Source organism: Escherichia albertii (genome assembly GCF_028622335.1).
Taxonomy (GTDB): Bacteria; Pseudomonadota; Gammaproteobacteria; order Enterobacterales; family Enterobacteriaceae; genus Escherichia; species Escherichia albertii.
Genome location: NZ_CP117568.1, coordinates 835,365 through 856,546 on the forward strand (window position 1 = coordinate 835,365; position 21,182 = coordinate 856,546).

At 49.1% G+C, this 21,182-nt stretch carries 24 protein-coding genes; 12 read left to right on the plus strand and 12 right to left on the minus strand.

Annotated features, from left to right (window positions below):
* Positions 1–18: 18 nt before the first annotated feature.
* The 4 genes from fadD to PS053_RS04060 form a co-directional block, all read right to left on the minus strand.
* The gene (fadD, locus tag PS053_RS04045; protein ID WP_256878942.1) at positions 19–1,704 is read right to left on the minus strand and encodes a long-chain-fatty-acid--CoA ligase FadD; all 1,686 of its coding nucleotides are present in this window, start codon (positions 1,702–1,704) and stop codon (positions 19–21) included.
* Between the two features lie 204 nt (positions 1,705–1,908).
* The gene (gene yeaY / locus PS053_RS04050) at positions 1,909–2,490 is read right to left on the minus strand and encodes a Slp family lipoprotein YeaY (protein ID WP_256878941.1); all 582 of its coding nucleotides are present in this window, start codon (positions 2,488–2,490) and stop codon (positions 1,909–1,911) included.
* A gap of 37 nt (positions 2,491–2,527) precedes the next feature.
* A complete protein-coding gene (gene tsaB, locus PS053_RS04055) occupies positions 2,528–3,223 on the minus strand; it encodes a tRNA (adenosine(37)-N6)-threonylcarbamoyltransferase complex dimerization subunit type 1 TsaB (protein WP_001220992.1) in 696 nt (231 codons plus the stop codon).
* 57 nt (positions 3,224–3,280) lie between these two features.
* Positions 3,281–5,191, minus strand: coding sequence for a DNA repair helicase YoaA (locus PS053_RS04060; protein WP_000128831.1), 1,911 nt, complete (start codon positions 5,189–5,191; stop codon positions 3,281–3,283).
* Between the two features lie 131 nt (positions 5,192–5,322).
* On the opposite strand from PS053_RS04060, the gene PS053_RS04065 reads away from it, so the two are divergent.
* On the plus strand, positions 5,323–5,667 hold the full coding sequence (locus PS053_RS04065) for a RidA family protein (protein ID WP_002462294.1): 345 nt from the start codon (positions 5,323–5,325) through the stop codon (positions 5,665–5,667).
* A gap of 470 nt (positions 5,668–6,137) precedes the next feature.
* Positions 6,138–6,437, plus strand: a complete 300-nt coding sequence (locus PS053_RS04070) for a DUF1889 family protein (RefSeq protein WP_001112002.1) — start codon at positions 6,138–6,140, stop codon at positions 6,435–6,437.
* Positions 6,438–6,554: 117 nt separating this feature from the next.
* On the opposite strand, the gene PS053_RS04075 is transcribed toward PS053_RS04070, so the two are convergent.
* A complete protein-coding gene (locus PS053_RS04075; RefSeq protein ID WP_000457334.1) occupies positions 6,555–6,734 on the minus strand; it encodes a YoaH family protein in 180 nt (59 codons plus the stop codon).
* Between the two features lie 73 nt (positions 6,735–6,807).
* Between PS053_RS04075 and pabB the strand changes: the two genes are divergently transcribed.
* The 4 genes from pabB to PS053_RS04095 all read left to right on the plus strand — a co-directional run bounded on the left by pabB (position 6,808) and on the right by PS053_RS04095 (position 12,027).
* Complete coding sequence (gene pabB, locus PS053_RS04080; protein ID WP_059253334.1) at positions 6,808–8,169, plus strand: aminodeoxychorismate synthase component 1; 1,362 nt, start codon at positions 6,808–6,810, stop codon at positions 8,167–8,169.
* A gap of 3 nt (positions 8,170–8,172) precedes the next feature.
* Positions 8,173–8,751: a CoA pyrophosphatase gene (locus PS053_RS04085; RefSeq protein WP_000456737.1), complete on the plus strand. Its 579-nt coding sequence runs from the start codon at positions 8,173–8,175 to the stop codon at positions 8,749–8,751.
* A gap of 183 nt (positions 8,752–8,934) precedes the next feature.
* Positions 8,935–10,299: an L-serine ammonia-lyase gene (gene sdaA, locus PS053_RS04090; RefSeq protein WP_054410998.1), complete on the plus strand. Its 1,365-nt coding sequence runs from the start codon at positions 8,935–8,937 to the stop codon at positions 10,297–10,299.
* Between the two features lie 129 nt (positions 10,300–10,428).
* Positions 10,429–12,027, plus strand: a complete 1,599-nt coding sequence (locus PS053_RS04095; protein ID WP_025238881.1) for an EAL domain-containing protein — start codon at positions 10,429–10,431, stop codon at positions 12,025–12,027.
* A gap of 3 nt (positions 12,028–12,030) precedes the next feature.
* Here PS053_RS04095 and yoaE read toward each other — a convergent pair whose 3' ends face one another.
* Positions 12,031–13,587: a CNNM family cation transport protein YoaE gene (yoaE, locus tag PS053_RS04100; RefSeq protein ID WP_256878940.1), complete on the minus strand. Its 1,557-nt coding sequence runs from the start codon at positions 13,585–13,587 to the stop codon at positions 12,031–12,033.
* Positions 13,575–13,733: a protein YoaL gene (locus PS053_RS04105; protein WP_269446631.1), complete on the minus strand. Its 159-nt coding sequence runs from the start codon at positions 13,731–13,733 to the stop codon at positions 13,575–13,577. Before PS053_RS04105 ends, yoaE begins: the two co-directional genes overlap by 13 nt.
* A gap of 317 nt (positions 13,734–14,050) precedes the next feature.
* Here PS053_RS04105 and manX point away from each other — a divergent pair, with 317 nt between their 5' ends.
* The 5 genes from manX to mntP all read left to right on the plus strand — a co-directional run bounded on the left by manX (position 14,051) and on the right by mntP (position 18,245).
* A complete protein-coding gene (gene manX, locus PS053_RS04110; RefSeq protein ID WP_054411002.1) occupies positions 14,051–15,022 on the plus strand; it encodes a PTS mannose transporter subunit IIAB in 972 nt (323 codons plus the stop codon).
* A 62-nt stretch (positions 15,023–15,084) separates the two neighbouring features.
* Complete coding sequence (manY, locus tag PS053_RS04115) at positions 15,085–15,885, plus strand: PTS mannose transporter subunit IIC (protein ID WP_000406456.1); 801 nt, start codon at positions 15,085–15,087, stop codon at positions 15,883–15,885.
* A 12-nt stretch (positions 15,886–15,897) separates the two neighbouring features.
* Positions 15,898–16,749, plus strand: a complete 852-nt coding sequence (manZ, locus tag PS053_RS04120; RefSeq protein ID WP_001331209.1) for a PTS mannose transporter subunit IID — start codon at positions 15,898–15,900, stop codon at positions 16,747–16,749.
* Between the two features lie 54 nt (positions 16,750–16,803).
* The gene (locus PS053_RS04125; protein ID WP_000156308.1) at positions 16,804–17,262 is read left to right on the plus strand and encodes a DUF986 family protein; all 459 of its coding nucleotides are present in this window, start codon (positions 16,804–16,806) and stop codon (positions 17,260–17,262) included.
* A gap of 416 nt (positions 17,263–17,678) precedes the next feature.
* Positions 17,679–18,245, plus strand: a complete 567-nt coding sequence (mntP, locus tag PS053_RS04130; protein ID WP_002462302.1) for a manganese efflux pump MntP — start codon at positions 17,679–17,681, stop codon at positions 18,243–18,245.
* Here mntP and rlmA read toward each other — a convergent pair.
* From rlmA to mgrB, 5 genes are all read right to left on the minus strand, one after another.
* Positions 18,242–19,051 carry a 23S rRNA (guanine(745)-N(1))-methyltransferase gene (rlmA, locus tag PS053_RS04135; RefSeq protein WP_059276691.1) on the minus strand — a complete coding sequence of 270 codons (810 nt, stop codon included), beginning with the start codon at positions 19,049–19,051 and terminating at the stop codon, positions 18,242–18,244. The genes mntP and rlmA overlap by 4 nt on opposite strands.
* Positions 19,052–19,216: 165 nt before the next feature.
* Positions 19,217–19,426 (minus strand): transcription antiterminator/RNA stability regulator CspE, encoded by a 210-nt coding sequence (gene cspE, locus PS053_RS04140; RefSeq protein WP_001062678.1) that lies wholly within the window; start codon positions 19,424–19,426, stop codon positions 19,217–19,219.
* 12 nt (positions 19,427–19,438) lie between these two features.
* Positions 19,439–19,582 carry a DUF2627 domain-containing protein gene (locus PS053_RS04145; RefSeq protein ID WP_002462303.1) on the minus strand — a complete coding sequence of 48 codons (144 nt, stop codon included), beginning with the start codon at positions 19,580–19,582 and terminating at the stop codon, positions 19,439–19,441.
* Between the two features lie 667 nt (positions 19,583–20,249).
* Positions 20,250–20,537, minus strand: coding sequence for a YebO family protein (locus PS053_RS04150; RefSeq protein WP_001006859.1), 288 nt, complete (start codon positions 20,535–20,537; stop codon positions 20,250–20,252).
* Between the two features lie 74 nt (positions 20,538–20,611).
* The gene (gene mgrB, locus PS053_RS04155; RefSeq protein ID WP_000714546.1) at positions 20,612–20,755 is read right to left on the minus strand and encodes a PhoP/PhoQ regulatory lipoprotein MgrB; all 144 of its coding nucleotides are present in this window, start codon (positions 20,753–20,755) and stop codon (positions 20,612–20,614) included.
* A 158-nt stretch (positions 20,756–20,913) separates the two neighbouring features.
* Here mgrB and PS053_RS04160 point away from each other — a divergent pair, with 158 nt between their 5' ends.
* On the plus strand, positions 20,914–21,153 hold the full coding sequence (locus tag PS053_RS04160) for a YobH family protein (RefSeq protein WP_001211015.1): 240 nt from the start codon (positions 20,914–20,916) through the stop codon (positions 21,151–21,153).
* Positions 21,154–21,182 lie beyond the last annotated feature (29 nt).

The window sequence follows — 21,182 nt, forward strand, 5'->3', positions numbered from 1 at the left end:
TGACGACTGACTTAACGCTCAGGCTTTATTGTCCACTTTGCCGCGTGCTTCGTCACGTAATTCTCGTCGCAAAATTTTTCCGACGTTTGATTTCGGTAACTCATCACGAAATTCAACCAGCTTTGGCACCTTATAACCCGTAAGCTGGCGACGGCAAAAGGTCACCAGCGACTCGTCAGTGAGCGATGGATCTTTCTTCACCACAAAGATTTTCACGGCTTCGCCGCTGGAACCGGAAGGCACGCCAACGGCAGCCACCTCCTGTACGCCAGGATGCTGCATAACAACATCTTCAATCTCATTGGGATAGACGTTAAAACCGGAAACCAGAATCATGTCTTTTTTACGATCGACAATGCGCAGGAAACCCTCTTCGTCCATCACCGCGATATCGCCAGTATGAAGCCAACCATTTTTGATGATTTCATCGGTGGCATCCGGGCGCTGCCAGTAACCCAGCATCACCTGTGGACCTTTGACACAAAGTTCCCCCGGCTGCCCCGGCGGTACTTCATTGTCGTCATCATCCACCAGTCGGGCTTCCGTCGATGGCACAGGTAAGCCGATGCTGCCGCTGTGATAATCAATGTCGTACGGATTAACGCTTACCAGCGGCGCACATTCGGTTAAACCATAACCTTCCAGCAGATACTGTCCGGTCAGTTTCACCCAACGTTCAGCCACCACCTGTTGAACGGGCATACCGCCGCCAGCAGAAAGATGCAGACTGGAGAAATCCAGTTGTTGAAACTCTTTATTGTTCAGCAAGGCGTTAAACAATGTGTTGACGCCGGTAATAGCGGTAAACGGGTATTTCGCTAACTCTTTGACCAGCCCCGGAATATCACGCGGGTTAGTGATAAGCAGGTTCTGCCCGCCCAGTTCAATAAACAGCAGACAGTTAATGGTTAAAGCGAAAATGTGATACAGCGGTAATGCGGTCACCACCAGCTCTTTACCCGGATGCAACAACGGCCCATAAGTTGCGTGTACCTGCTCCAGATTCGCCAGCATATTGCGGTGAGTCAGCATCGCTCCTTTCGCCACCCCCGTGGTGCCGCCAGTATATTGCAGGAAGGCTAAATCTTCCGGCACCAGTTCGGGTTTGACATATTGCATCCGATAACCGTTATACAGGGCGCTGCGAAACGAAATAGCATCTGGCAGATGATATTTGGGGACCAGACGCTTGATGTATTTAACCACGAAGTTAACCAGCGTGCCTTTTGCGGTGGAGAGCTGATCACCCATGCGCGTCAAAATAACGTGCTGGACGGCTGTTTTATCAACCACTTTCTCCAGTGTGTGAGCAAAGTTAGACACGATAACAATCGCCGATGCGCCGCTGTCGTTAAGCTGATGCTCAAGTTCGCGCGGGGTGTATAACGGGTTAACGTTTACAACGATCATTCCGGCACGGAGAATACCGAACAGAGCCACCGGATACTGCAATAAGTTAGGCATCATTAACGCAACGCGATCGCCCTTTTTAAGCCCCAGCCCTTGTTGCAAATAGGCGGCAAACGCACGGCTGCGTTCTTCCAGCTTGCGGAAGGTCATCACCTCCCCCATATTCACAAACGCAGGTTGATCGGCGTAGCGTGCGACCGATTGCTCAAACATATCTACCAGAGATTGATAACGGTCAGGGTTGATCTCCGTCGGAACATCCGCTGGATAACGGTTAAGCCAAACCTTCTTCAATTCTTCACCTCTAAAATGCGTGTTCGTCGTCATCGCACCCCCAAGCGGCATACATATTGTTAACATAATATTAACTCATCATACCAGCTTGATAATTCCCCAACGAAAAGGTTGCGAAGCGCGTCACTATTTATTTTTATCTTTACCGTAATAATGCAGAAACAGCGGACCAGCCGCTGTTTCTTTTTCTTTAAAAACAAGAAATTACTCAGTTACAACAGTTTCTACTCTCGCGGGCCCAGGATTATACCAGCCCCATCCACCATAGCCATAGGACCAGCCGCGTCCGCCATAAAACCACGGATCAATCGGCTGCGGCGGCATAATCACCTGCTGGGTCAAATGCCAACGTTTATAACCCGTTGCCTGCATAACCATAAATTTGTACGGCGTATTGCCAATTTTGCCGTCTACTGTACCGGTGATTGGCCCGACAACCGTCACCAGTTGCCCACGGAAATCGACCGGGTCAAGAAAACCATTCACATCGGCATAAATGCGCCCGCGCGACGGTTCTCCAGGTGTTGGTCTGGCGCCACTATCAAGCGGTACGGTGGCAATTTCCAGACGGGTTTTCCCTTGTTGGTTTTGCACCGCGACCACTTTGCCGCCAAAGCGCGCCTCCTGACCAACGTACAGTTGCGGCGCGCTCATCACCCGAACTAAATCTTGTTGCGGCGTTGGACTACTGCCTTTAATAGCATCCGGCACGGTGACACAGCCGCTCAGCATTAGCGCAAACGTACTCGCCAGTATGCCTTTGATTACATTTTTTTGAACCGCCATGATGCGACTCCTTTTTCTCAGGGCATACTCTTAAGATTCATTCTTTGCCCGGAAGTTTCTTCCACGCGACGTTGTTACGTAAATAAACCGGTTCGGCGTGTTCCACTGCCACCGTTTTACCCTCAGCCAACATCTGACAGGCAATCGGCAGCATATCTTCTGCGGCGGGCAGTAACACTTCACCATCGCGCAAAACCAGCCCGCTCTCTTTGCCGAGATCCGGCCAGGCTTGCCAGCCTGTCCCCACGGTCACCCATTCGCCGGAAAGCTGTTGCATCCGCTCATGGACTAATTCAGGTTTCAGCACTGCTTCTGTTTCTTCACCGTGCCAGACGCCATTTTCATCGCGCTGATACTCGGCCCAGTAAACTTCGCCCATTCGCGCGTCAATAGCAGCCAGCACGCGGGTCGCACCGTTTTTACGCCATGCTCCTTGCGCCATCGTCATTAGCGTGGAAACGCCAATCATCGGCAATTCAGCGCCAAGCGCCAGCCCTTGCGCAATGCCAATGCCTATACGTACGCCGGTAAAACTACCGGGACCACGCCCGTAGGCTAATGCATTTATGTCAGTCAGGGAGGTTCCGCTGGTGGTCAGGATATCCTGCACCATAGGTAAGATTCGTTGAGTATGTTCGCGTGGACAAAGCTCGAAATGAGCGTTGACAGTACCGTCATTCCACAATGCGACAGAGCAGGCCTCTGTCGCGGTATCGATAGCCAGAATTCGCATGGGTCTTCGTGCTTAGATCAATAAAAAGGCGCGCATCATACCATACTCCGTAACAAATTACCTGGAGGATGGTATTGCGAGAAAACGAACTGCACGGGCAATATCTCTGGTACGCGGTGCGGGTGGCAGACTGGCGAGAAAAGTCGCGCCATAGGGACGCATCACCAGCCGATTGTCACAAATCACCAACACACCGCGATCGTCGGCGTCACGAATCAAACGCCCTACGCCCTGCTTGAGAGTGATCACCGCATCCGGCAGTTGTACTTCATCGAACGGGTCGCCGCCACGCAGGCGGCAGTCTTCCATTCGCGCTTTTAGTAAGGGATCGTCCGGCGAGGTAAACGGCAACTTATCGATAATCACCAGCGACAGCGTATCGCCGCGTACATCAACCCCTTCCCAGAAACTACTGGTCGCGACCAGTAGTGCGTTACCCGCACTGACGAATTGCTGCAACAGTTGCCCCTTACTGGTTTCTCCTTGTAACAGTACGGGAAGCGTCATGGTGGCGCGGAACTGCTCAGCCAGATCGCGCATCATGGCGTGTGAGGTACACAGCATAAAGCAGCGACCATTGTTAGCTTCGATGATCGGACGCAACATTGCCGCTAACTGACGAGCAGAACCCGGTTGATTGGTTTGCGGCAGATTACGCGGTACACACAGCAACGCCTGACGGCTGTAATCAAACGGGCTTGGCAACAGCAACGACTCGGCATGTTCAATACCAAGCCGCGAGGTGAAATGATGCAAATCGTCATTCACCGACAACGTGGCCGAAGTAAAGATCCAGCTACCAGGCTTTTGTTCCATTAATTCTTTGAATTTATCCGCCACGCTTAGCGGTGTCAGCGCCAGAGTGAAGTGACGTGATGTACATTCGTACCAATAGCTGTAACCCGGCTGATTGATCTCTTTTAATCGCTTCAACCGTGTGCGATACAGCGTGGCACGCTCAAATGCCGCATCCAGCAAGGCGGAACGCCCCAACGACAATTTCGCGACGTCGTAACAAAGCTCAAGAGTGTCATCAAGCAATAAAAATGCCCGCTGAATTTGCGGATTCGCTAACAGTTCACGCAGATTACCGCGATACCCCGGTTCGCCGAGTTGCAGACGAAAATCCTGCGCGCTCTGGGCAAGACGATCGGCACATTTTTGCAACTGCTGGGTGTCTTTTAATTCAGTGCGATAGGCGATGGTGATGTCTTTTGCCAGGTCAAGCAACTGTCGGCTGGAGAGCGACTGACCAAAGTACTGGCTGGCAATATCCGGCAATTGGTGGGCTTCGTCGAAGATCATGACGTCAGCTTCTGGGATCAACTCGCCAAATCCGCTCTCTTTAACCACCATATCCGCCAGAAACAGATGATGGTTCACCACCACCACATCGGCATCCATCGCTTTTTTGCGCGCTTTAACCACAAAGCAATCTTTATACATCGGGCAGTCGCTGCCAAGGCAGTTATCGTTTGTACTGGTTACCAGCGGCCACGCCTGTGAATCTTCCGTCACGCTGACGCAGGTGCTGATATCACCATCCACTGTTTGATTAGACCAGGAGCGCAGGAGGATCACATCGCTTAACGTTTGTACCGGCAGATCGCCGCCCGCCAGCGCCTGCTGCTCGAGACGTTCGAGGCAGAGATAGTTTGATCGCCCTTTCAGTAACGCCACATTGCCCGTGTATTTCAGCGCCTTTGCCACCGTCGGCAAATCACGGCTGTAGAGCTGATCCTGTAACGCTTTTGAGCCCGTCGAGATAATGACTTTCTTTTTCGCCCGCAACGCAGGGGCGAGGTAAGCGTAGGTTTTGCCCGTACCGGTTCCCGCTTCAACGACCAGCGGTTGACCTTTTTCTATCGCCTGGGTGACGGCAACCGCCATCTGCCGTTGTGGCTCACGCGGTTTAAAGCCTGGTATCGCTTTCGCCAGTTGACCGTCTGGTGCAAAATCGTCCGTCACACTACCCCCTGTTGATTTGAACAGGGATTATGTCAGGCCAGACTGATTTTCGCCAGTTGAAGTGGTGACGACGACCTCACGTTGTGGCAGTCTTTGCAGCACATAAATGGGATGATAATGAGGATAAAATGATGACAATCGTTCGTATTGACGCCGAAGCCCGCTGGTCTGATGTGGTGATCCACAACAATACGCTCTACTACACTGGCGTACCGGAAAACCTTGACGCCGATGCGTTTGAGCAAACCGCGAATACGCTGGCGCAAATTGATGCGGTGCTGGAAAAACAAGGCAGTAATAAGTCGCGCATTCTGGATGTCACGATTTTCCTGGCCGATAAAAATGATTTTGCAGCAATGAATAAAGCGTGGGATGCCTGGGTTGTCGCGGGTCATGCGCCGGTGCGCTGCACAGTGCAAGCGGGTCTGATGAATCCGCAGTATAAGGTTGAAATTAAGATTATCGCGGCGGTTTAATTACCTAAAATTTTATACCCAGACAAAATCACACAATAATTTATCGAAAATACTGGTCGATTTTGAACAATCGACCAGTACCTCTATAATTTACTTTTGATAAAATATGAAATCTTTCAGGAGTCTTATTTTCGACAAATAATTAATTGTACACTTCGATGATTTTCACTCTATTTATACAAAAAAATATTAATCACAGTAAATTACTACAACAACTTAATATCTCAGTTAATGTGTTCTGATTTACTTTACGATACATCCGCGCTCCGAAAGGGATCTGCCAGAAGCCCGGAGAAGCGCACTTAATTTGCCGCACATCTGCACGTAACTCGTCATGTTCTGCTACCTTTAAAATGCCTGAATGTCAACAGGATAACTCATGATATATGGTTATAATCCCTTTGATATTGGATGCAATTTAAGGTCATATATAGCCTTATCGATCACATGGTTAATTTAAGGACAAGAATATGCCTGCAGTAATTGATAAAGCACTGGATTTCATTAGTGCCATGGATATATCAGCATCAATACCCAGCTCCATGAATGAAAGCACAGCGAAGGGAATATTTAAGTATTTGAAAGAACTGGGCGTCCCCGCAACCACCAGCGATATTACTACGCGAGCGAGTCAGGAAGACTGGAATCCAGGATTCACGGAAAAAATGGTTGGCTGGGCAAAAAAGATGGAGTCTGGCGAACGCGTTGTGATTAAAAATCCTGAATATTTTTCGACATATATGCAGGAAGAACTCAAGGCGCTTGTGTGAGTTAAAACGCGATCACGAAAAATCGACCAGGACGCTTTCATTGACCTCAAAAAGCGTCCATTTTTACCATTATGTATAACCCGTATCCCTCTTTTACTGATGACGTATGAAGAGGCGTTACTCGTCCTCATCCTCAAAACGCGCCACAATTCGTTCGCCAGAATGATTGGCGCGCAGTTCTTCCGCTACCAGCGCAATCGCCTGGCCACTGCTCATCCCCTGCGCCATGAGTTCCTGTATACGCTCAACGGCTTTTTGCTGCTGTTCATGGGTGAGTGAAGGTAAACCTGCAAACATTGTTAACTCCTGCTAAATTGTTGGCGCTAATTATTTCATGCTACCCGGCACATAGCCAGTAGAGTCAGGACTGATGAAGACGTTATCTCCCGCTGTGATTACTTTACCCTGGCGTCAGGACGCCGCTGAATACTATTTTGCCCGCTTAAGCCACCTGCCGTGGGCGATGCTGTTGCACTCCGGCTATGCCAGTCATGCGCATAATCGCTTTGATATTGTGGTGGCAGACCCCGTTTGTACCTTAACCACTCATGGTGATGAAACCGTCGTTTGGCAAGGTGAAAACCGAACAACGACCACTGACGATCCGCTAAGGATACTTCAGCAAGCGCTGGACCGTGCACATATCCAGCCCACGTATAATAACGATTTGCCATTTCAGGGCGGTGCGCTGGGTTTATTTGGCTACGATCTGGGTCGTCGTTTTGAAATTCTGCCCAAAATTGCCCAGCAGGACATCGACTTGCCGGATATGGCTGTGGGTATTTATGACTGGGCGCTAATTGTTGACCATCAAAAACAGATGGTTTCTCTGCTTAGCCACCGTGACGTAAATGCGCGTCTGGTATGGCTGGAAAACCAGCAAATCGCGCCACCGCAAGAGTTCCAGCTGACGTCTGCCTGGCAATCCAATATGACCCGCGAGCAGTATGGCGAGAAGTTTCGCCAGGTTCAGGAATACCTGCACAGTGGCGACTGTTATCAGGTCAATCTCGCCCAGCGTTTTCAGGCTACCTATTCTGGCGATGAATGGCAGGCGTTCGTAAAACTCAATCAGGCTAACCGTGCGCCATTTAGTGCTTTCCTGCGTCTTGAACAGGGGGCGATTTTAAGTCTTTCGCCAGAACGGTTTATTCTTTGTGATGGTGGCGAGATCCAGACCCGCCCGATTAAAGGCACGCTCCCACGTCTCCCCTCCCCTCAGGAAGATAGTAAACAAGCAGAAAAACTGGCGAACTCACCAAAAGATCGCGCTGAAAACCTGATGATTGTCGATTTAATGCGTAATGATATTGGCCGTGTTGCCGTGCCAGGTTCGGTGAAAGTACCAGAACTGTTCGTAGTGGAACCTTTCCCTGCCGTACATCATCTGGTCAGTACTATTACAGCACGGTTACCAGAGCAATTACATGCCAGCGATCTGCTGCGCGCGGCTTTCCCGGGGGGCTCAATCACCGGAGCGCCGAAAGTGCGGGCAATGGAAATTATTGATGAGCTGGAACCCCAGCGACGCAACGCCTGGTGCGGTAGCATTGGCTATTTGAGCTTTTGCGGCAATATGGATACCAGCATTACCATCCGCACTCTGACCGCAGTTAACGGAAAAATTTACTGTTCCGCGGGCGGCGGTATAGTCGCTGATAGCCTGGAAGAAGCGGAATATCAGGAAACTTTTGATAAAGTTAATAAGATATTACGCCAACTGGAGAACTAACACGTGGAATACCGTAGCCTGACGCTTGATGATTTTTTATCGCGTTTTCAACTTTTGCGCCCACAAATCAACCGTGAAACCTTAAATCATCGTCAGGCTGCCGTGTTAATTCCCATCGTCCGCCGACCACAGCCTGGGCTGTTGCTCACTCAGCGTTCCGTTCATTTGCGTAAACATGCCGGACAAGTGGCATTTCCCGGTGGCGCGGTTGATGCCACTGATGCTTCAATCATTGCTGCTGCACTGCGTGAAGCTGAAGAAGAGGTCGCCATTCCGCCTTCCGTTGTTGACGTGATTGGCGTGCTACCGCCTGTCGATAGCGTAACGGGTTATCAGGTAACACCAGTGGTTGGCATCATCCCCCCAAATTTACCGTACCGCGCCAGCGAAGATGAAGTCTCTGCAGTGTTTGAAATGCCACTCTCCCAGGCACTACATTTGGGACGCTACCACCCACTGGATATCTATCGTCGAGGCGATTCTCATCGGGTGTGGCTTTCCTGGTACGAACAGTATTTTGTATGGGGAATGACCGCAGGCATAATTCGTGAACTGGCGCTGCAAATCGGTGTGAACCCCTGACTATACTTATCTTTACATCGACAAAACACTACTTGAGACAATCATCGCAATATTAGTTAAATCGCGGTTTTTGATTAGTTTAATTCATGTGAATAGTTAAGCCGATCGCCGCATTCCCTCTTACACTATGCGCTGTTATTCGTTTGTTACTGGAAGTCCAGTCACCTTGTCAGGAGTATTATTGTGATTAGTCTATTCGACATGTTTAAGGTGGGGATTGGCCCCTCATCTTCCCATACTGTAGGGCCTATGAAGGCAGGTAAACAGTTCGTCGATGATCTGGTCGAAAAAGGCTTACTGGATAGCGTTACCCGCGTCGCCGTGGATGTTTATGGCTCACTGTCGCTGACGGGTAAAGGCCACCATACCGATATTGCCATTATTATGGGTCTTGCAGGTAACGAACCTGCCACCGTAGATATTGACAGCATCCCTGGTTTTATTCGCGATGTTGAAGAACGCGAACGTCTGCTGTTAGCTGAGGGCCGACACGAAGTTGATTTTCCCCGTGACAACGGGATGCGTTTTCACAATGGCAACCTGCCGCTGCATGAAAACGGCATGCAGATCCACGCGTATAACGGCGATGAAGTCATCTACAGCAAAACCTATTATTCCATCGGCGGCGGTTTTATCGTCGATGAAGAACATTTCGGTCAGGATGGCGCAAACGAAGTTAGCGTGCCATATCCGTTTAAATCAGCCACCGAACTGCTGGCTTACTGCAACGAAACCGGCTATTCCCTTTCTGGCCTGGCGATGCAGAACGAACTGGCACTGCACAGCAAAAAAGAGATTGATGAGTATTTCGCCCATGTCTGGCAGACCATGCAAGCATGTATCGATCGCGGGATGAATACTGAAGGCGTGCTGCCTGGTCCGTTGCGTGTGCCGCGTCGTGCGTCCGCGCTTCGCCGGATGTTGGTTTCCAGTGATAAACTCTCTAACGATCCGATGAATATTATCGACTGGGTAAACATGTTTGCGCTGGCGGTTAACGAAGAAAACGCGGCTGGCGGACGCGTAGTTACTGCACCAACAAACGGTGCCTGTGGCATCGTTCCGGCTGTGCTGGCGTATTACGACCACTTTATTGAATCGGTAAGCCCCGATATCTATACCCGCTACTTTATGGCGGCCGGGGCGATTGGCGCGTTGTACAAAATGAACGCCTCAATTTCCGGGGCGGAAGTCGGTTGTCAGGGTGAAGTCGGTGTGGCTTGTTCAATGGCGGCGGCTGGTCTTGCAGAACTACTGGGCGGTAGTCCAGAACAAGTTTGTGTGGCAGCGGAAATTGGTATGGAGCACAATCTCGGCCTGACCTGTGACCCCGTTGCCGGTCAGGTTCAGGTACCGTGCATTGAGCGTAACGCGATTGCTTCGGTGAAAGCGATTAATGCCGCACGTATGGCTTTACGCCGCACCAGCGCGCCACGCGTCTCACTGGATAAAGTCATTGAGACAATGTACGAAACCGGTAAGGACATGAATGCCAAGTACCGTGAAACCTCTCGTGGCGGTCTGGCAATTAAAGTCCAGTGTGACTAATACTTTTCTTACGCCCATCTGCAACGGATGGGCGAATTTCTCCCGCTTTCTCGTCTACTGTAATTTTCCCCACTACACTTCCACTGTTGCGTCAGGCGTTTGTCGCCATACGCTTACAGGGTGGCCCGCATGCAAAAAGCACAACGGATCATTAAAACCTATCGCCGTAATCGAATGATTGTTTGTACGATTTGCGCACTTTTTACGCTTATCTCGACACTAAGCGTGCGATTTATTTCACAGCGTAACTTAAATCAGCAACAGGTGGTGCTCTTTGCCAACCATGCCGTTGAAGAATTAGATAAGGAACTGCTGCCTCTACAGGCAGGTAGCAAGGTTTTACTCCCGTTGATTGGACTGCCGTGTTCAGTCGCTCATCTGCCATTACGCAAGCAAGCGGCGAAGCTACAAACGGTGCGCTCAATTGGTCTGGTGCAAAACGGCACGCTTTATTGCTCCAGTATTTTCGGTTATCGCAATGTACCTGTTGTGGATATTCAGGCTGATTTACCCGCATCACAGCCACTTTTACGTCTGGCGACCGATAGTGTATTGATTAAAGGCAGCCCGGTTTTAATCCAGTGGACGCCCGCGCCGGACAGTGACAGCGATGGGGTCATGGAGATGATTAACATCGACCTGTTGACGGAGATGCTTCTGGAGCCTCAGTTACCGCAAATTAGTAGCGCCAGCCTGACCGTGGCCGATCGCCATCTGCTCTATGCCGACGGTCTGGTTGATACTCTTCCACCACGTAATAACGATGAAAACTATCAGCTTTCTTCACGGCACTTTCCTTTTACTATCAACGTTAACGGGCCGGGCGCTACCGCGCTGGCGTGGCACTATCTGCCAACACAATTACCGCTGGCGGTCCTGCTAAGTTTGCTGGTGGGCTATATCGCCTGGCTGGCGACCGCTTACCGCATGAGTTTCTCCCGCGAAATAAACATGGGGCTGGCGCAACATGAGTTCGAGCTATTCTGTCAGCCTTTACTCAATGCGCGTAGCCAGCAATGTATTGGCGTAGAGATTTTGCTGCGTTGGAATAACCCACGTCAGGGCTGGATCTCGCCGGATGTTTTTATCCCTATTGCGGAAGAGCATCATCTGATTGTGCCGTTGACGCGTTATGTGATGGCAGAGACGATTCGTCAGCGCCATGTTTTCCCCATGAATAGCCAGTTTCACATTGGCATTAACGTCGCACCCAGCCATTTTCGCCGTGGCGTGCTGCTAAAAGATCTCAATCAATACTGGTTTAGTGCTCATCCGATTCAGCAATTAATCCTCGAAATCACCGAGCGTGATGCGCTTCTGGATGTCGATTATCGGATTGCCCGTGAGTTACATCGCCAAAAAGTCAAATTAGCGATAGATGATTTTGGCACTGGCAATAGCTCGTTTTCCTGGCTGGAAACACTACGCCCGGATGTGCTGAAAATTGACAAATCATTCACCGCAGCAATTGGTTCAGACGCCGTTAACTCGACCGTAACCGATATCATCATTGCGCTGGGACAGAGACTGAATATTGAGCTGGTGGCTGAAGGCGTGGAAACCCAGGAACAGGCGAAATATTTGCGCCGCCATGGGGTGCATATTTTGCAAGGGTATTTATATGCGCAACCAATGCCGCTGCGCGATTTTCCAAAATGGCTGGCGGGCAGCCAACCGCCGCCCGCCCGGCATAATGGACATATCACGCCCATTATGCCGTTACGTTAACGCTTACTCGTCGTCATCATGCGACGGTTGTTCTTTAATAATACGAACCAAATCAACACGATAGTCGTTAGCTTCTACTATGGTGATATGTAATGGACCGACATCAATGACATCGCCAGCACGAGGAATATGACCATTCGCGGAAATCACCAGGCCAGCAACCGTTGCAATATCATCGTCATCTGTCAAATGCTCAACATCAAGCGCCTGCTGCAAAGCATGTAAATCCGTACCACCTTTTACCAGCCAGCCGTCGCCGTCAGCAATGATTTCCGGCGTTTCATCAGCATCCGGGAACTCCCCGGCAATGGCTTCCAGTACGTCCAGCGGCGTGACCAGACCTTGCACTACGCCAAACTCGTTGGTGACAATAACGAAACTCCCGCGAGCACGACGCAACACCCCTAACAAATTGATCGGGTCAAGAGTTTCCGGCACGATAATCGCGGGAGAAGCCGAGGCAATCGCCGCGACATCAACACCATCTTCCAGCGCCACCAGCAGTTCTTTGGCACGCACGATACCGATGATTTCATCCAGTTCGCCACGACATACCGGGAACAGGCTATGTGGCGAAGAAAGCAACTGTTCACGAATTTCATCGACACCGAGATTAGCGTCTACCCAACTGATTTCACCGCGCGGCGTCATAATCCCGCGCAGAGAACGCGATGCCAGGGTCAGCACACCGTTAATCATATAACGTTCTTCCTCCGCAAACGCCCCTTCTGGCACAGGGATCGGTATCGGGTTATCGGCATCGTGTTGAACATTCGGCTGATGTTTTCCCCCCATCAAACGCAGAATGGCGTCGGCAGTACGGGCACGCAGAGGCAGCATCGACTGGTGACGAATAAAGTTGCGGCGCGCAATCTGGTTAAACACTTCGATGATGATCGAGAAGCCAATTGCGGCATACAGGTAACCTTTTGGAATGTGGAAACCGAAACCTTCGGCCACCAGACTCAGACCAATCATTAGCAGGAAGCTCAGACAGAGCACCACCACCGTTGGATGTTGGTTAACGAATCGCGTCAACGGTTTAGACGCCAGCAACATGACGGCCATCGCAATCACTACCGCAGCCATCATTACCGGCAGATGGTTGACCATTCCGACCGCGGTAATCACCGCATCCAGCGAGAAGACGGCATCAAGGATGACAATTTGTGTTACTACCACCCAGAAACTGGCATAGCCTTTGCCGTGACCAGAATCATGATTGCGGTTTTCCAGCCTTTCATGAAGCTCAGTCGTCGCTTTGAACAGTAAGAACACTCCCCCCAGCAGCATTATCAGGTCGCGCCCCGAGAAGGTGAAATCCATCACGCCGAACAATGGTTTGGTCAATGTAACCATCCACGAAATCAGCGATAACAGCCCCAGACGCATAACCAGCGCCAGTGACAATCCCAACAGGCGCGCTTTATCACGTTGTTTTGGCGGCAGTTTGTCGGCAAGAATAGCGATGAAGACCAGGTTATCGATACCCAGCACAATTTCAAGAACAACAAGCGTGAGTAGCCCCGCCCAAATCGAGGGGTCCATTAAGAATTCCATGACAGGCTCCTGCTTAAGGAATAGCTATTCGGCGCCAGAAATAATGCAGGCGTAACGACTAAATGCAAACAAAAGGTACGGCATAAAATGCCAGAAAGGCAGGCGTCAGAAGGCCTGTAACTGAAATGACGTCGGTGACGATCCATACTGCGGGCTGTTGCCCTATACTCCATAGTTGTTAAACGGGGGTTAAACATAACAGAGAGACGCCTGATTTTGCAAAGATTTACCTTCCTTTGCAAACGAATGTGACGAGGATATTTTACCTTTCGAAATTTCTGCTAAGCGAAAGTTAAATTACGGATCTTCATCACATAAAATATTTTTTTCGATATCTAAAATAAATCGCGAAATACAGGGGGTTTTTGGTTGTAGCCCTTATCTGAATCGATTCGATTGTGGACGACGATTCAAAAATACATCTGGCACGTTGAGGTGTTAACGATAATAAAGGAGGTAGCAAGTGACCATTGCTATTGTTATAGGCACACATGGTTGGGCTGCAGAACAGTTGCTTAAAACAGCAGAGATGCTGTTAGGCGAGCAGGAAAATGTCGGCTGGATCGATTTCGTTCCAGGTGAAAATGCCGAAACGTTGATCGAAAAATACAACGCTCAGTTGGCAAAACTCGACACCACTAAAGGCGTGCTGTTTCTCGTTGATACATGGGGAGGCAGTCCGTTCAATGCTGCCAGCCGCATCGTCGTCGACAAAGAGCATTATGAAGTGATCGCAGGCGTTAACATTCCAATGTTAGTGGAAACGCTAATGGCCCGTGACGATGATCCAGGCTTTGATGAACTGGTGGCTCTGGCAGTCGAAACAGGCCGTGAAGGCGTGAAAGCCCTGAAAGCCAAACCGGTTGAAAAAGCGGCGCCAGCACCCGCTGCCGCGGCATCAAAAGCGGCGCCAACGCCGACAAAACCCATGGGACCAAACGACTACATGGTTATTGGCCTTGCGCGTATCGACGACCGTCTGATTCACGGCCAGGTGGCCACCCGCTGGACCAAAGAAACCAATGTCTCCCGTATCATCGTTGTTAGTGACGAAGTGGCTGCGGATACTGTTCGTAAGACACTGCTCACCCAGGTTGCACCTCCGGGCGTAACAGCACACGTGGTTGATGTTGCCAAAATGATTCGCGTCTACAACAACCCGAAATATGCTGGCGAACGCGTAATGCTGTTATTTACCAACCCGACTGATGTTGAGCGTCTCGTTGAAGGCGGCGTGAAAATCACCTCTGTTAACGTCGGTGGTATGGCATTCCGTCAGGGCAAAACCCAGGTGAATAACGCGGTTTCGGTTGATGAAAAAGATATCGAAGCGTTCAAGAAACTTAATGAGCGTGGTATTGAGCTGGAAGTCCGTAAAGTTTCCACCGATCCGAAACTGAAAATGATGGATCTGATCAGCAAAATCGATAAGTAACGTATTGTGTTGATTATCAGTCAATTTTCACACTTAAGTCTTACGTAAACAGGAGAAGTACAATGGAGATTACCGCTCTTCAAATTGTGCTGGTATTTATCGTAGCCTGTATCGCAGGTATGGGATCAATCCTCGATGAATTTCAGTTTCACCGTCCGCTCGTGGCGTGTACCCTGGTGGGTATCGTTCTTGGGGATATGAAAACCGGTATTATTATCGGTGGTACCCTGGAAATGATTGCTCTGGGCTGGATGAACATTGGCGCCGCAGTTGCGCCTGACGCCGCCCTGGCCTCCATCATTTCTACCATTCTGGTTATCGCAGGCCATCAGAGCATCGGCGCTGGTATCGCGCTGGCGATTCCGCTGGCTGCGGCAGGTCAGGTGTTGACCATTATCGTTCGTACTATCACCGTTGCTTTCCAGCACGCTGCGGATAAGGCGGCTGACAACGGCAACCTGACGGCAATCTCGTGGATCCACGTTTCTTCTCTGTTCTTGCAGGCAATGCGTGTGGCTATCCCGGCCGTTATCGTCGCACTGTCTGTCGGCACCAGCGAAGTGCAGAACATGCTGAGCGCAATTCCAGAAGTGGTGACCAATGGTCTGAACATCGCCGGTGGCATGATCGTAGTCGTTGGTTATGCAATGGTTATCAACATGATGCGTGCTGGCTATCTGATGCCGTTCTTCTACCTCGGCTTCGTGACTGCAGCATTCACCAACTTTAACCTGGTTGCCCTGGGTGTGATTGGTACTGTAATGGCAGTGCTCTACATTCAACTTAGCCCGAAATATAACCGCGTAGCCGGTGCGCCTGCTCAGGCTGCTGGTAACAACGATCTCGATAACGAACTGGACTAACAGGTGAGCGAAATGGTTGATACAACTCAAACTACCACCGAGAAAAAACTCACTCAAAGTGATATTCGTGGCGTCTTCCTGCGTTCTAACCTCTTTCAGGGTTCATGGAACTTCGAACGTATGCAGGCGCTGGGTTTTTGCTTCTCTATGGTTCCGGCGATTCGCCGTCTCTACCCGGAGAATAATGAAGCCCGTAAACAAGCAATCCGTCGTCACCTGGAGTTCTTTAACACTCAGCCGTTTGTGGCTGCACCAATTCTGGGCGTAACCCTGGCGCTGGAAGAACAGCGTGCTAATGGTGCGGAGATCGATGATGGCGCCATCAACGGTATCAAAGTCGGTCTGATGGGACCGCTGGCTGGCGTGGGCGACCCGATCTTCTGGGGAACCGTACGTCCGGTATTTGCCGCACTGGGTGCCGGTATTGCAATGAGCGGCAGCCTGTTAGGACCGTTGCTGTTCTTCATCCTGTTTAACCTGGTGCGTTTGGCAACCCGTTATTACGGCGTAGCATATGGTTACTCTAAAGGTATTGATATCGTTAAAGATATGGGTGGCGGCTTCCTGCAAAAACTGACGGAAGGGGCGTCTATTCTCGGCCTGTTTGTCATGGGGGCATTGGTTAATAAGTGGACGCATGTCAACATTCCGTTGGTGGTTTCAACCATCACAGGTCAGGATGGGCAGACGCGTGTCACCACTGTACAAACCATTCTGGACCAGTTGATGCCTGGTCTGGTACCACTGCTGCTGACCTTTGCCTGTATGTGGCTGTTGCGCAAAAAAGTTAACCCGCTGTGGATCATCGTTGGCTTCTTCGTCATCGGTATCGCTGGTTACGCTTGCGGCCTGTTGGGACTGTAAGACTGTTGTACACTACCGGGGCCTTTTGGCCCCGTTTTTTTATCTGGAGGATTAATGACAATCACGGAACTGGTACTGATTCTTTTTATCGCCGCGCTACTTGCTTTCGCGATTTACGATCAGTTCATCATGCCCCGCCGTAACGGCCCTACTCTGCTGGCCATTCCTTTACTACGGCGTGGTCGTATCGACAGCGTTATCTTTGTCGGGCTGATTGTCATTCTTATTTATAACAATGTGACTAATCATGGTGCGCAAATAACCACCTGGTTATTAAGTGCACTGGCGCTAATGGGATTCTATATTTTCTGGATCCGTGTTCCAAAAATCATCTTCAAACAAAAAGGGTTTTTCTTCGCCAATGTCTGGATTGAATATAACCGGATTAAAGCGATGAACCTATCGGAAGATGGCGTGCTGGTCATGCAATTAGAACAGCGCCGTTTATTAATCCGCGTACGAAATATCGACGATCTGGAAAAAATTTATAAGCTTCTCGTTTCTACTCAATAAGTTATGAATTTAGCCAAAGCTATGTTTAGTGTATTTTAAATAACCAGACATAGCTCAGGCTATATTATTCCTTCCCTTATTTGTTATTTATTTTAACGTTTCATTGATACATAAATCTAAATGAAAATCGTTATCAACAAATAAACAGGTAATATATATCCCTACAGTTGTTTTATATTCTCAAAATATGTTAAGGTTGCGCCCTCATTTGGGGAGTAGCCAATTTCCAGACTCAGGAAATGTACGTGTCAACATACTCGTTGCAAAACGTGGCGCGTACGGACTGAATACTTTCAGTCAGGCGAGACCATATGCACATCAATCGCTATGCTTGCGCGAACACTTTTGTCGTTCGTGTATGCATGTTTGCTGGGGGCGATGGTGTGTTTTATGGATACCCCGGTCAGGACCTTATCATGAATATCACTGCTACTGTTCTTCTTGCTTTTGGTATGTCGATGGATGCCTTTGCCGCATCAATCGGTAAAGGTGCCACTCTCCATAAACCGAAATTTACTGAAGCCCTGCGAACCGGTCTTATTTTTGGCGCAGTCGAAACGCTGACGCCGTTAGTCGGCTGGGGGATGGGCATGTTAGCCAGTCGCTTTGTCCTCGAGTGGAACCACTGGATTGCGTTTGTCTTGCTGATATTTCTCGGCGGCCGAATGATTATTGAAGGGTTTCGTGGCGGAGATGATGAAGATGAAAAGCCACGTAGTCGTCATGGTTTTTGGTTGCTGGTCACCACAGCCATCGCAACCAGTCTTGATGCCATGGCAGTTGGCGTAGGTCTGGCCTTCCTGCAAGTCAACATTATTGCTACTGCACTGGCCATTGGCTGCGCAACACTGGTTATGTCAACGTTAGGGATGATGATCGGTCGTTTTATCGGCCCGATGCTCGGAAAAAAAGCAGAAATTCTCGGCGGGCTGGTGCTTATCGGTATTGGCGCCCAGATCCTCTGGACGCACTACCACGGTTAATCTACGCGCTGCCAGAGGTGAATATTAAAATCCGTCTGGCAGTCAAACACCTCTTTCGCCGCCAACATTTGCCAGACTTCTGCTCTTGCACGCCAGGCAAACGGCGTCATCTGTAACAACGCGATGGCTTCATCTCCGCGAAGCCGCATCGGGTAACATAGCTCATCACTTTGTTGTAACGTAAACCCCGCCAATTGTTCAGCATGAGGCGCATGAAGATGCACTTCATCGTAGATTAGCCCCTTCAGTTCCATCAAATGTCGCGGTCCCGGTGTGGCGGTAATAACCCATCCCCCCGGTTTTACCACACGCGTGAGTTCTTCCGCTTTACACGGCGCGTAGATACGAATAATGGCGTCCATACTTACATCAGCAAATGGCAAACGATGACTGGAAGCGACACAAAAGGTGACCTGCTGATAGCGTTTCGCTGCGGCTTTGATCGCGACCTTAGAAACATCCAGACCAAAGGTCGTTACTTCGGGCAAGGCATCGGCAAACGCGTGCGTGTAATACCCTTCTCCACAACCGATATCCAATATCGCTCTTGCTTTTTCATCAAGTCGTTCCCGCAGCTGGGCGATGATTGCATCGCGCAGAGGCTTATAATGTCCGGCATCTAAAAATGCACGTCGCGCTTGCATCATTTCTGCGCTGTCGCCCGGATCGCGGGAGCGTTTATGCTGAACAGGCAGCAAATTAACATATCCTTCTTTCGCCATATCAAACTGATGCCGTTGAGGACAGATATAGCTGTTTTTTTCACGCGAAAGAAGCTGATGGCAAAGTGGACAGGAAAACGACATGGCAACTCCGGCAGGATACTAAAGGCCGCAAGTGTAACGCGAATCACGCAGTGGGCAAATATCTGAACACCGGGAACTGAGATAAAACAAAATAAAAAGCCTCACATTCGGCGAGGCTTGATAGCGAGATTGAAGCGCATTCACGCTTCAGATCAGTGGATTCGATCAGATAGCTGTTACGTTAACAGCAGCCGGACCTTTCTGGCCGTCCTGAATTTCGAACTCAACGTTCTGGCCTTCGGCCAGAGTTTTGAAGCCATTACCCTGGATAGCGGAGAAGTGTACAAACACATCTTTGCTGCCATCAGCCGGAGTAATGAAACCAAAACCTTTAGACTCGTTGAACCACTTAACCTGACCTTTAATCTTTGCCATTTGAAAAATTCCTTAGATTGTTTTCTTCGCCCGCAGGCATAACGTAGATAAAACTGAGACATTACTGCATGAGGCACTAATATAAGGCTCGGCAGAGAAGCGGTATTCAACGACAACGTGTTTACTCAGGACTTCTTTACTGAAAATGCCACACATAAACAGAACTGTACCTCGTTTAACCCGAAAACTGTTATCACATACAACGTTAATTATGGCAAGCCATTTTTAAACATGTCTCGATCAGCCGCACAAATCTCGATACGTCTTCCACTTTTTTTGCACATTTATGCAACGGAATGCATATCAATATATCGCTGTACTTAAGTCTATCTGTACAAGCAGATACTTGAGCTAATGCATTTTCAAACATAGTTCAATAAGTTCAGTTCTTCCAGAGTCAGCAAAAGAACTTATTACGAAATGAGCGTGATATCACTTTTGATGCTATGTAATGAATAAATATTATATCATTTTTTCTCATAAAACAGTCAGTTAACAGGCGGTGGCGGCATACTACAGATACCAAACTTAGAGTGTATTATTAATTAAAAATAAGAAATATTGCCGAATGACTAAAAAACAAAGAGAGAAACGTTTCGCTAAAAATAATACCGCGGTTGATCACAATTCCGATGTAAACATCCTAATAGCGTAGTGCAATAAATATCTTTTTCTGATGTCAGTATGATGACATAAATAAAATGATAAATACCAGAAGTCAGACCAGAGGATTAATTTGAATCAATTGCACCACTATAGTGCAAATAAAGACAGAAAGCTGAGTTCCCCTTACATTACAGAGTTACTCAGCTTTAAGGAAAGATTACCGTTCGGCGACCAGCCGAATGATATCTTCATCTTCAACCGATTTTCGATTCTCCGCGATCTTTTCATCCGCTTTTTCGGGCTCGTTAGCCTCGCACAAACGACGTAACAATGCATTCTGACGTTTTTGCTGATCCAGCAATGCCTCGAGCAGTTCAATCTGTTCGTTAGTCCGTGAGCTTGCACGGTTGATGAAAAACCACAAGATAAGACCGATAAGGAGAACCACCACCGATACAACCAAAGACGCAATGTTCATCACGCCTGAATTTACAACTTCGTTCATTTCACCACCTCTAAGTAGAGGTGCCATTCTACCACTGCTGGAGAGGAAGGAAATCTACTGATAAAAAAATGATATCACCACGGGATAAGCTGGTTGATGGCACAAATTCCGCTGAAAAATGGCACATCCTGATCGCACATCATGCTGAATACCTGCATCCAGAGCAGCAAGCAAGCCAACACAGCAACAGCCAGGACGACCCATCGAAACTTTTTCACTCCAATCTCCGTTAAACCTACCTTATGCGAATAAATTAACATGCGTTAGTTAAACAGCGCCTAACTATGTCGATATTCGTGCTTTTTCAGAATATGGCGCTTGCTTCAGCACATATTGCCGCTACGATTAAGCGAACAAAAAAAGAGAAGAGGTCATAATGCGATTCATTATTCGCACAGTTATGTTGATAGCACTAGTATGGACAGGATTATTACTCAGCGGATATGGCGTTCTTATTGGAAGCAAGGAGAATGCAGCAGGGTTAGGTTTGCAATGCACATATCTGACCGCCAGAGGCACCAGCACGGTGCAGTATCTGCACACAAAAAGTGGATTTTTCGGGATAACAGATTGCCCGCTGTTACGTAAAAGCAGTGTTGTGGTTGATAACGGTTAATTCTTGATAGATAAAGATATAAATATCAC

What these genes read in the sequence shown, in the direction of transcription:
- PS053_RS04150 (WP_001006859.1), bottom strand. Translation starts at nt 20,537, where the DNA reads ATGAACGAAGTTGTAAATTCAGGCGTGATGAACATTGCGTCTTTGGTT.
- PS053_RS04160 (WP_001211015.1), top strand. Translation starts at nt 20,914, where the DNA reads ATGCGATTCATTATTCGCACAGTTATGTTGATAGCACTAGTATGGACA.
- yeaY (WP_256878941.1), bottom strand. Translation starts at nt 2,490, where the DNA reads ATGGCGGTTCAAAAAAATGTAATCAAAGGCATACTGGCGAGTACGTTT.
- PS053_RS04095 (WP_025238881.1), top strand. Translation starts at nt 10,429, where the DNA reads ATGCAAAAAGCACAACGGATCATTAAAACCTATCGCCGTAATCGAATG.
- rlmA (WP_059276691.1), bottom strand. Translation starts at nt 19,051, where the DNA reads ATGTCGTTTTCCTGTCCACTTTGCCATCAGCTTCTTTCGCGTGAAAAA.
- PS053_RS04145 (WP_002462303.1), bottom strand. Translation starts at nt 19,582, where the DNA reads ATGTGTGGCATTTTCAGTAAAGAAGTCCTGAGTAAACACGTTGTCGTT.
- mntP (WP_002462302.1), top strand. Translation starts at nt 17,679, where the DNA reads ATGAATATCACTGCTACTGTTCTTCTTGCTTTTGGTATGTCGATGGAT.
- PS053_RS04070 (WP_001112002.1), top strand. Translation starts at nt 6,138, where the DNA reads ATGCCTGCAGTAATTGATAAAGCACTGGATTTCATTAGTGCCATGGAT.
- manZ (WP_001331209.1), top strand. Translation starts at nt 15,898, where the DNA reads ATGGTTGATACAACTCAAACTACCACCGAGAAAAAACTCACTCAAAGT.
- PS053_RS04075 (WP_000457334.1), bottom strand. Translation starts at nt 6,734, where the DNA reads ATGTTTGCAGGTTTACCTTCACTCACCCATGAACAGCAGCAAAAAGCC.
- tsaB (WP_001220992.1), bottom strand. Translation starts at nt 3,223, where the DNA reads ATGCGAATTCTGGCTATCGATACCGCGACAGAGGCCTGCTCTGTCGCA.
- PS053_RS04105 (WP_269446631.1), bottom strand. Translation starts at nt 13,733, where the DNA reads ATGGATCGTCACCGACGTCATTTCAGTTACAGGCCTTCTGACGCCTGC.
- manY (WP_000406456.1), top strand. Translation starts at nt 15,085, where the DNA reads ATGGAGATTACCGCTCTTCAAATTGTGCTGGTATTTATCGTAGCCTGT.
- pabB (WP_059253334.1), top strand. Translation starts at nt 6,808, where the DNA reads ATGAAGACGTTATCTCCCGCTGTGATTACTTTACCCTGGCGTCAGGAC.
- PS053_RS04125 (WP_000156308.1), top strand. Translation starts at nt 16,804, where the DNA reads ATGACAATCACGGAACTGGTACTGATTCTTTTTATCGCCGCGCTACTT.
- yoaE (WP_256878940.1), bottom strand. Translation starts at nt 13,587, where the DNA reads ATGGAATTCTTAATGGACCCCTCGATTTGGGCGGGGCTACTCACGCTT.
- cspE (WP_001062678.1), bottom strand. Translation starts at nt 19,426, where the DNA reads ATGGCAAAGATTAAAGGTCAGGTTAAGTGGTTCAACGAGTCTAAAGGT.
- PS053_RS04065 (WP_002462294.1), top strand. Translation starts at nt 5,323, where the DNA reads ATGACAATCGTTCGTATTGACGCCGAAGCCCGCTGGTCTGATGTGGTG.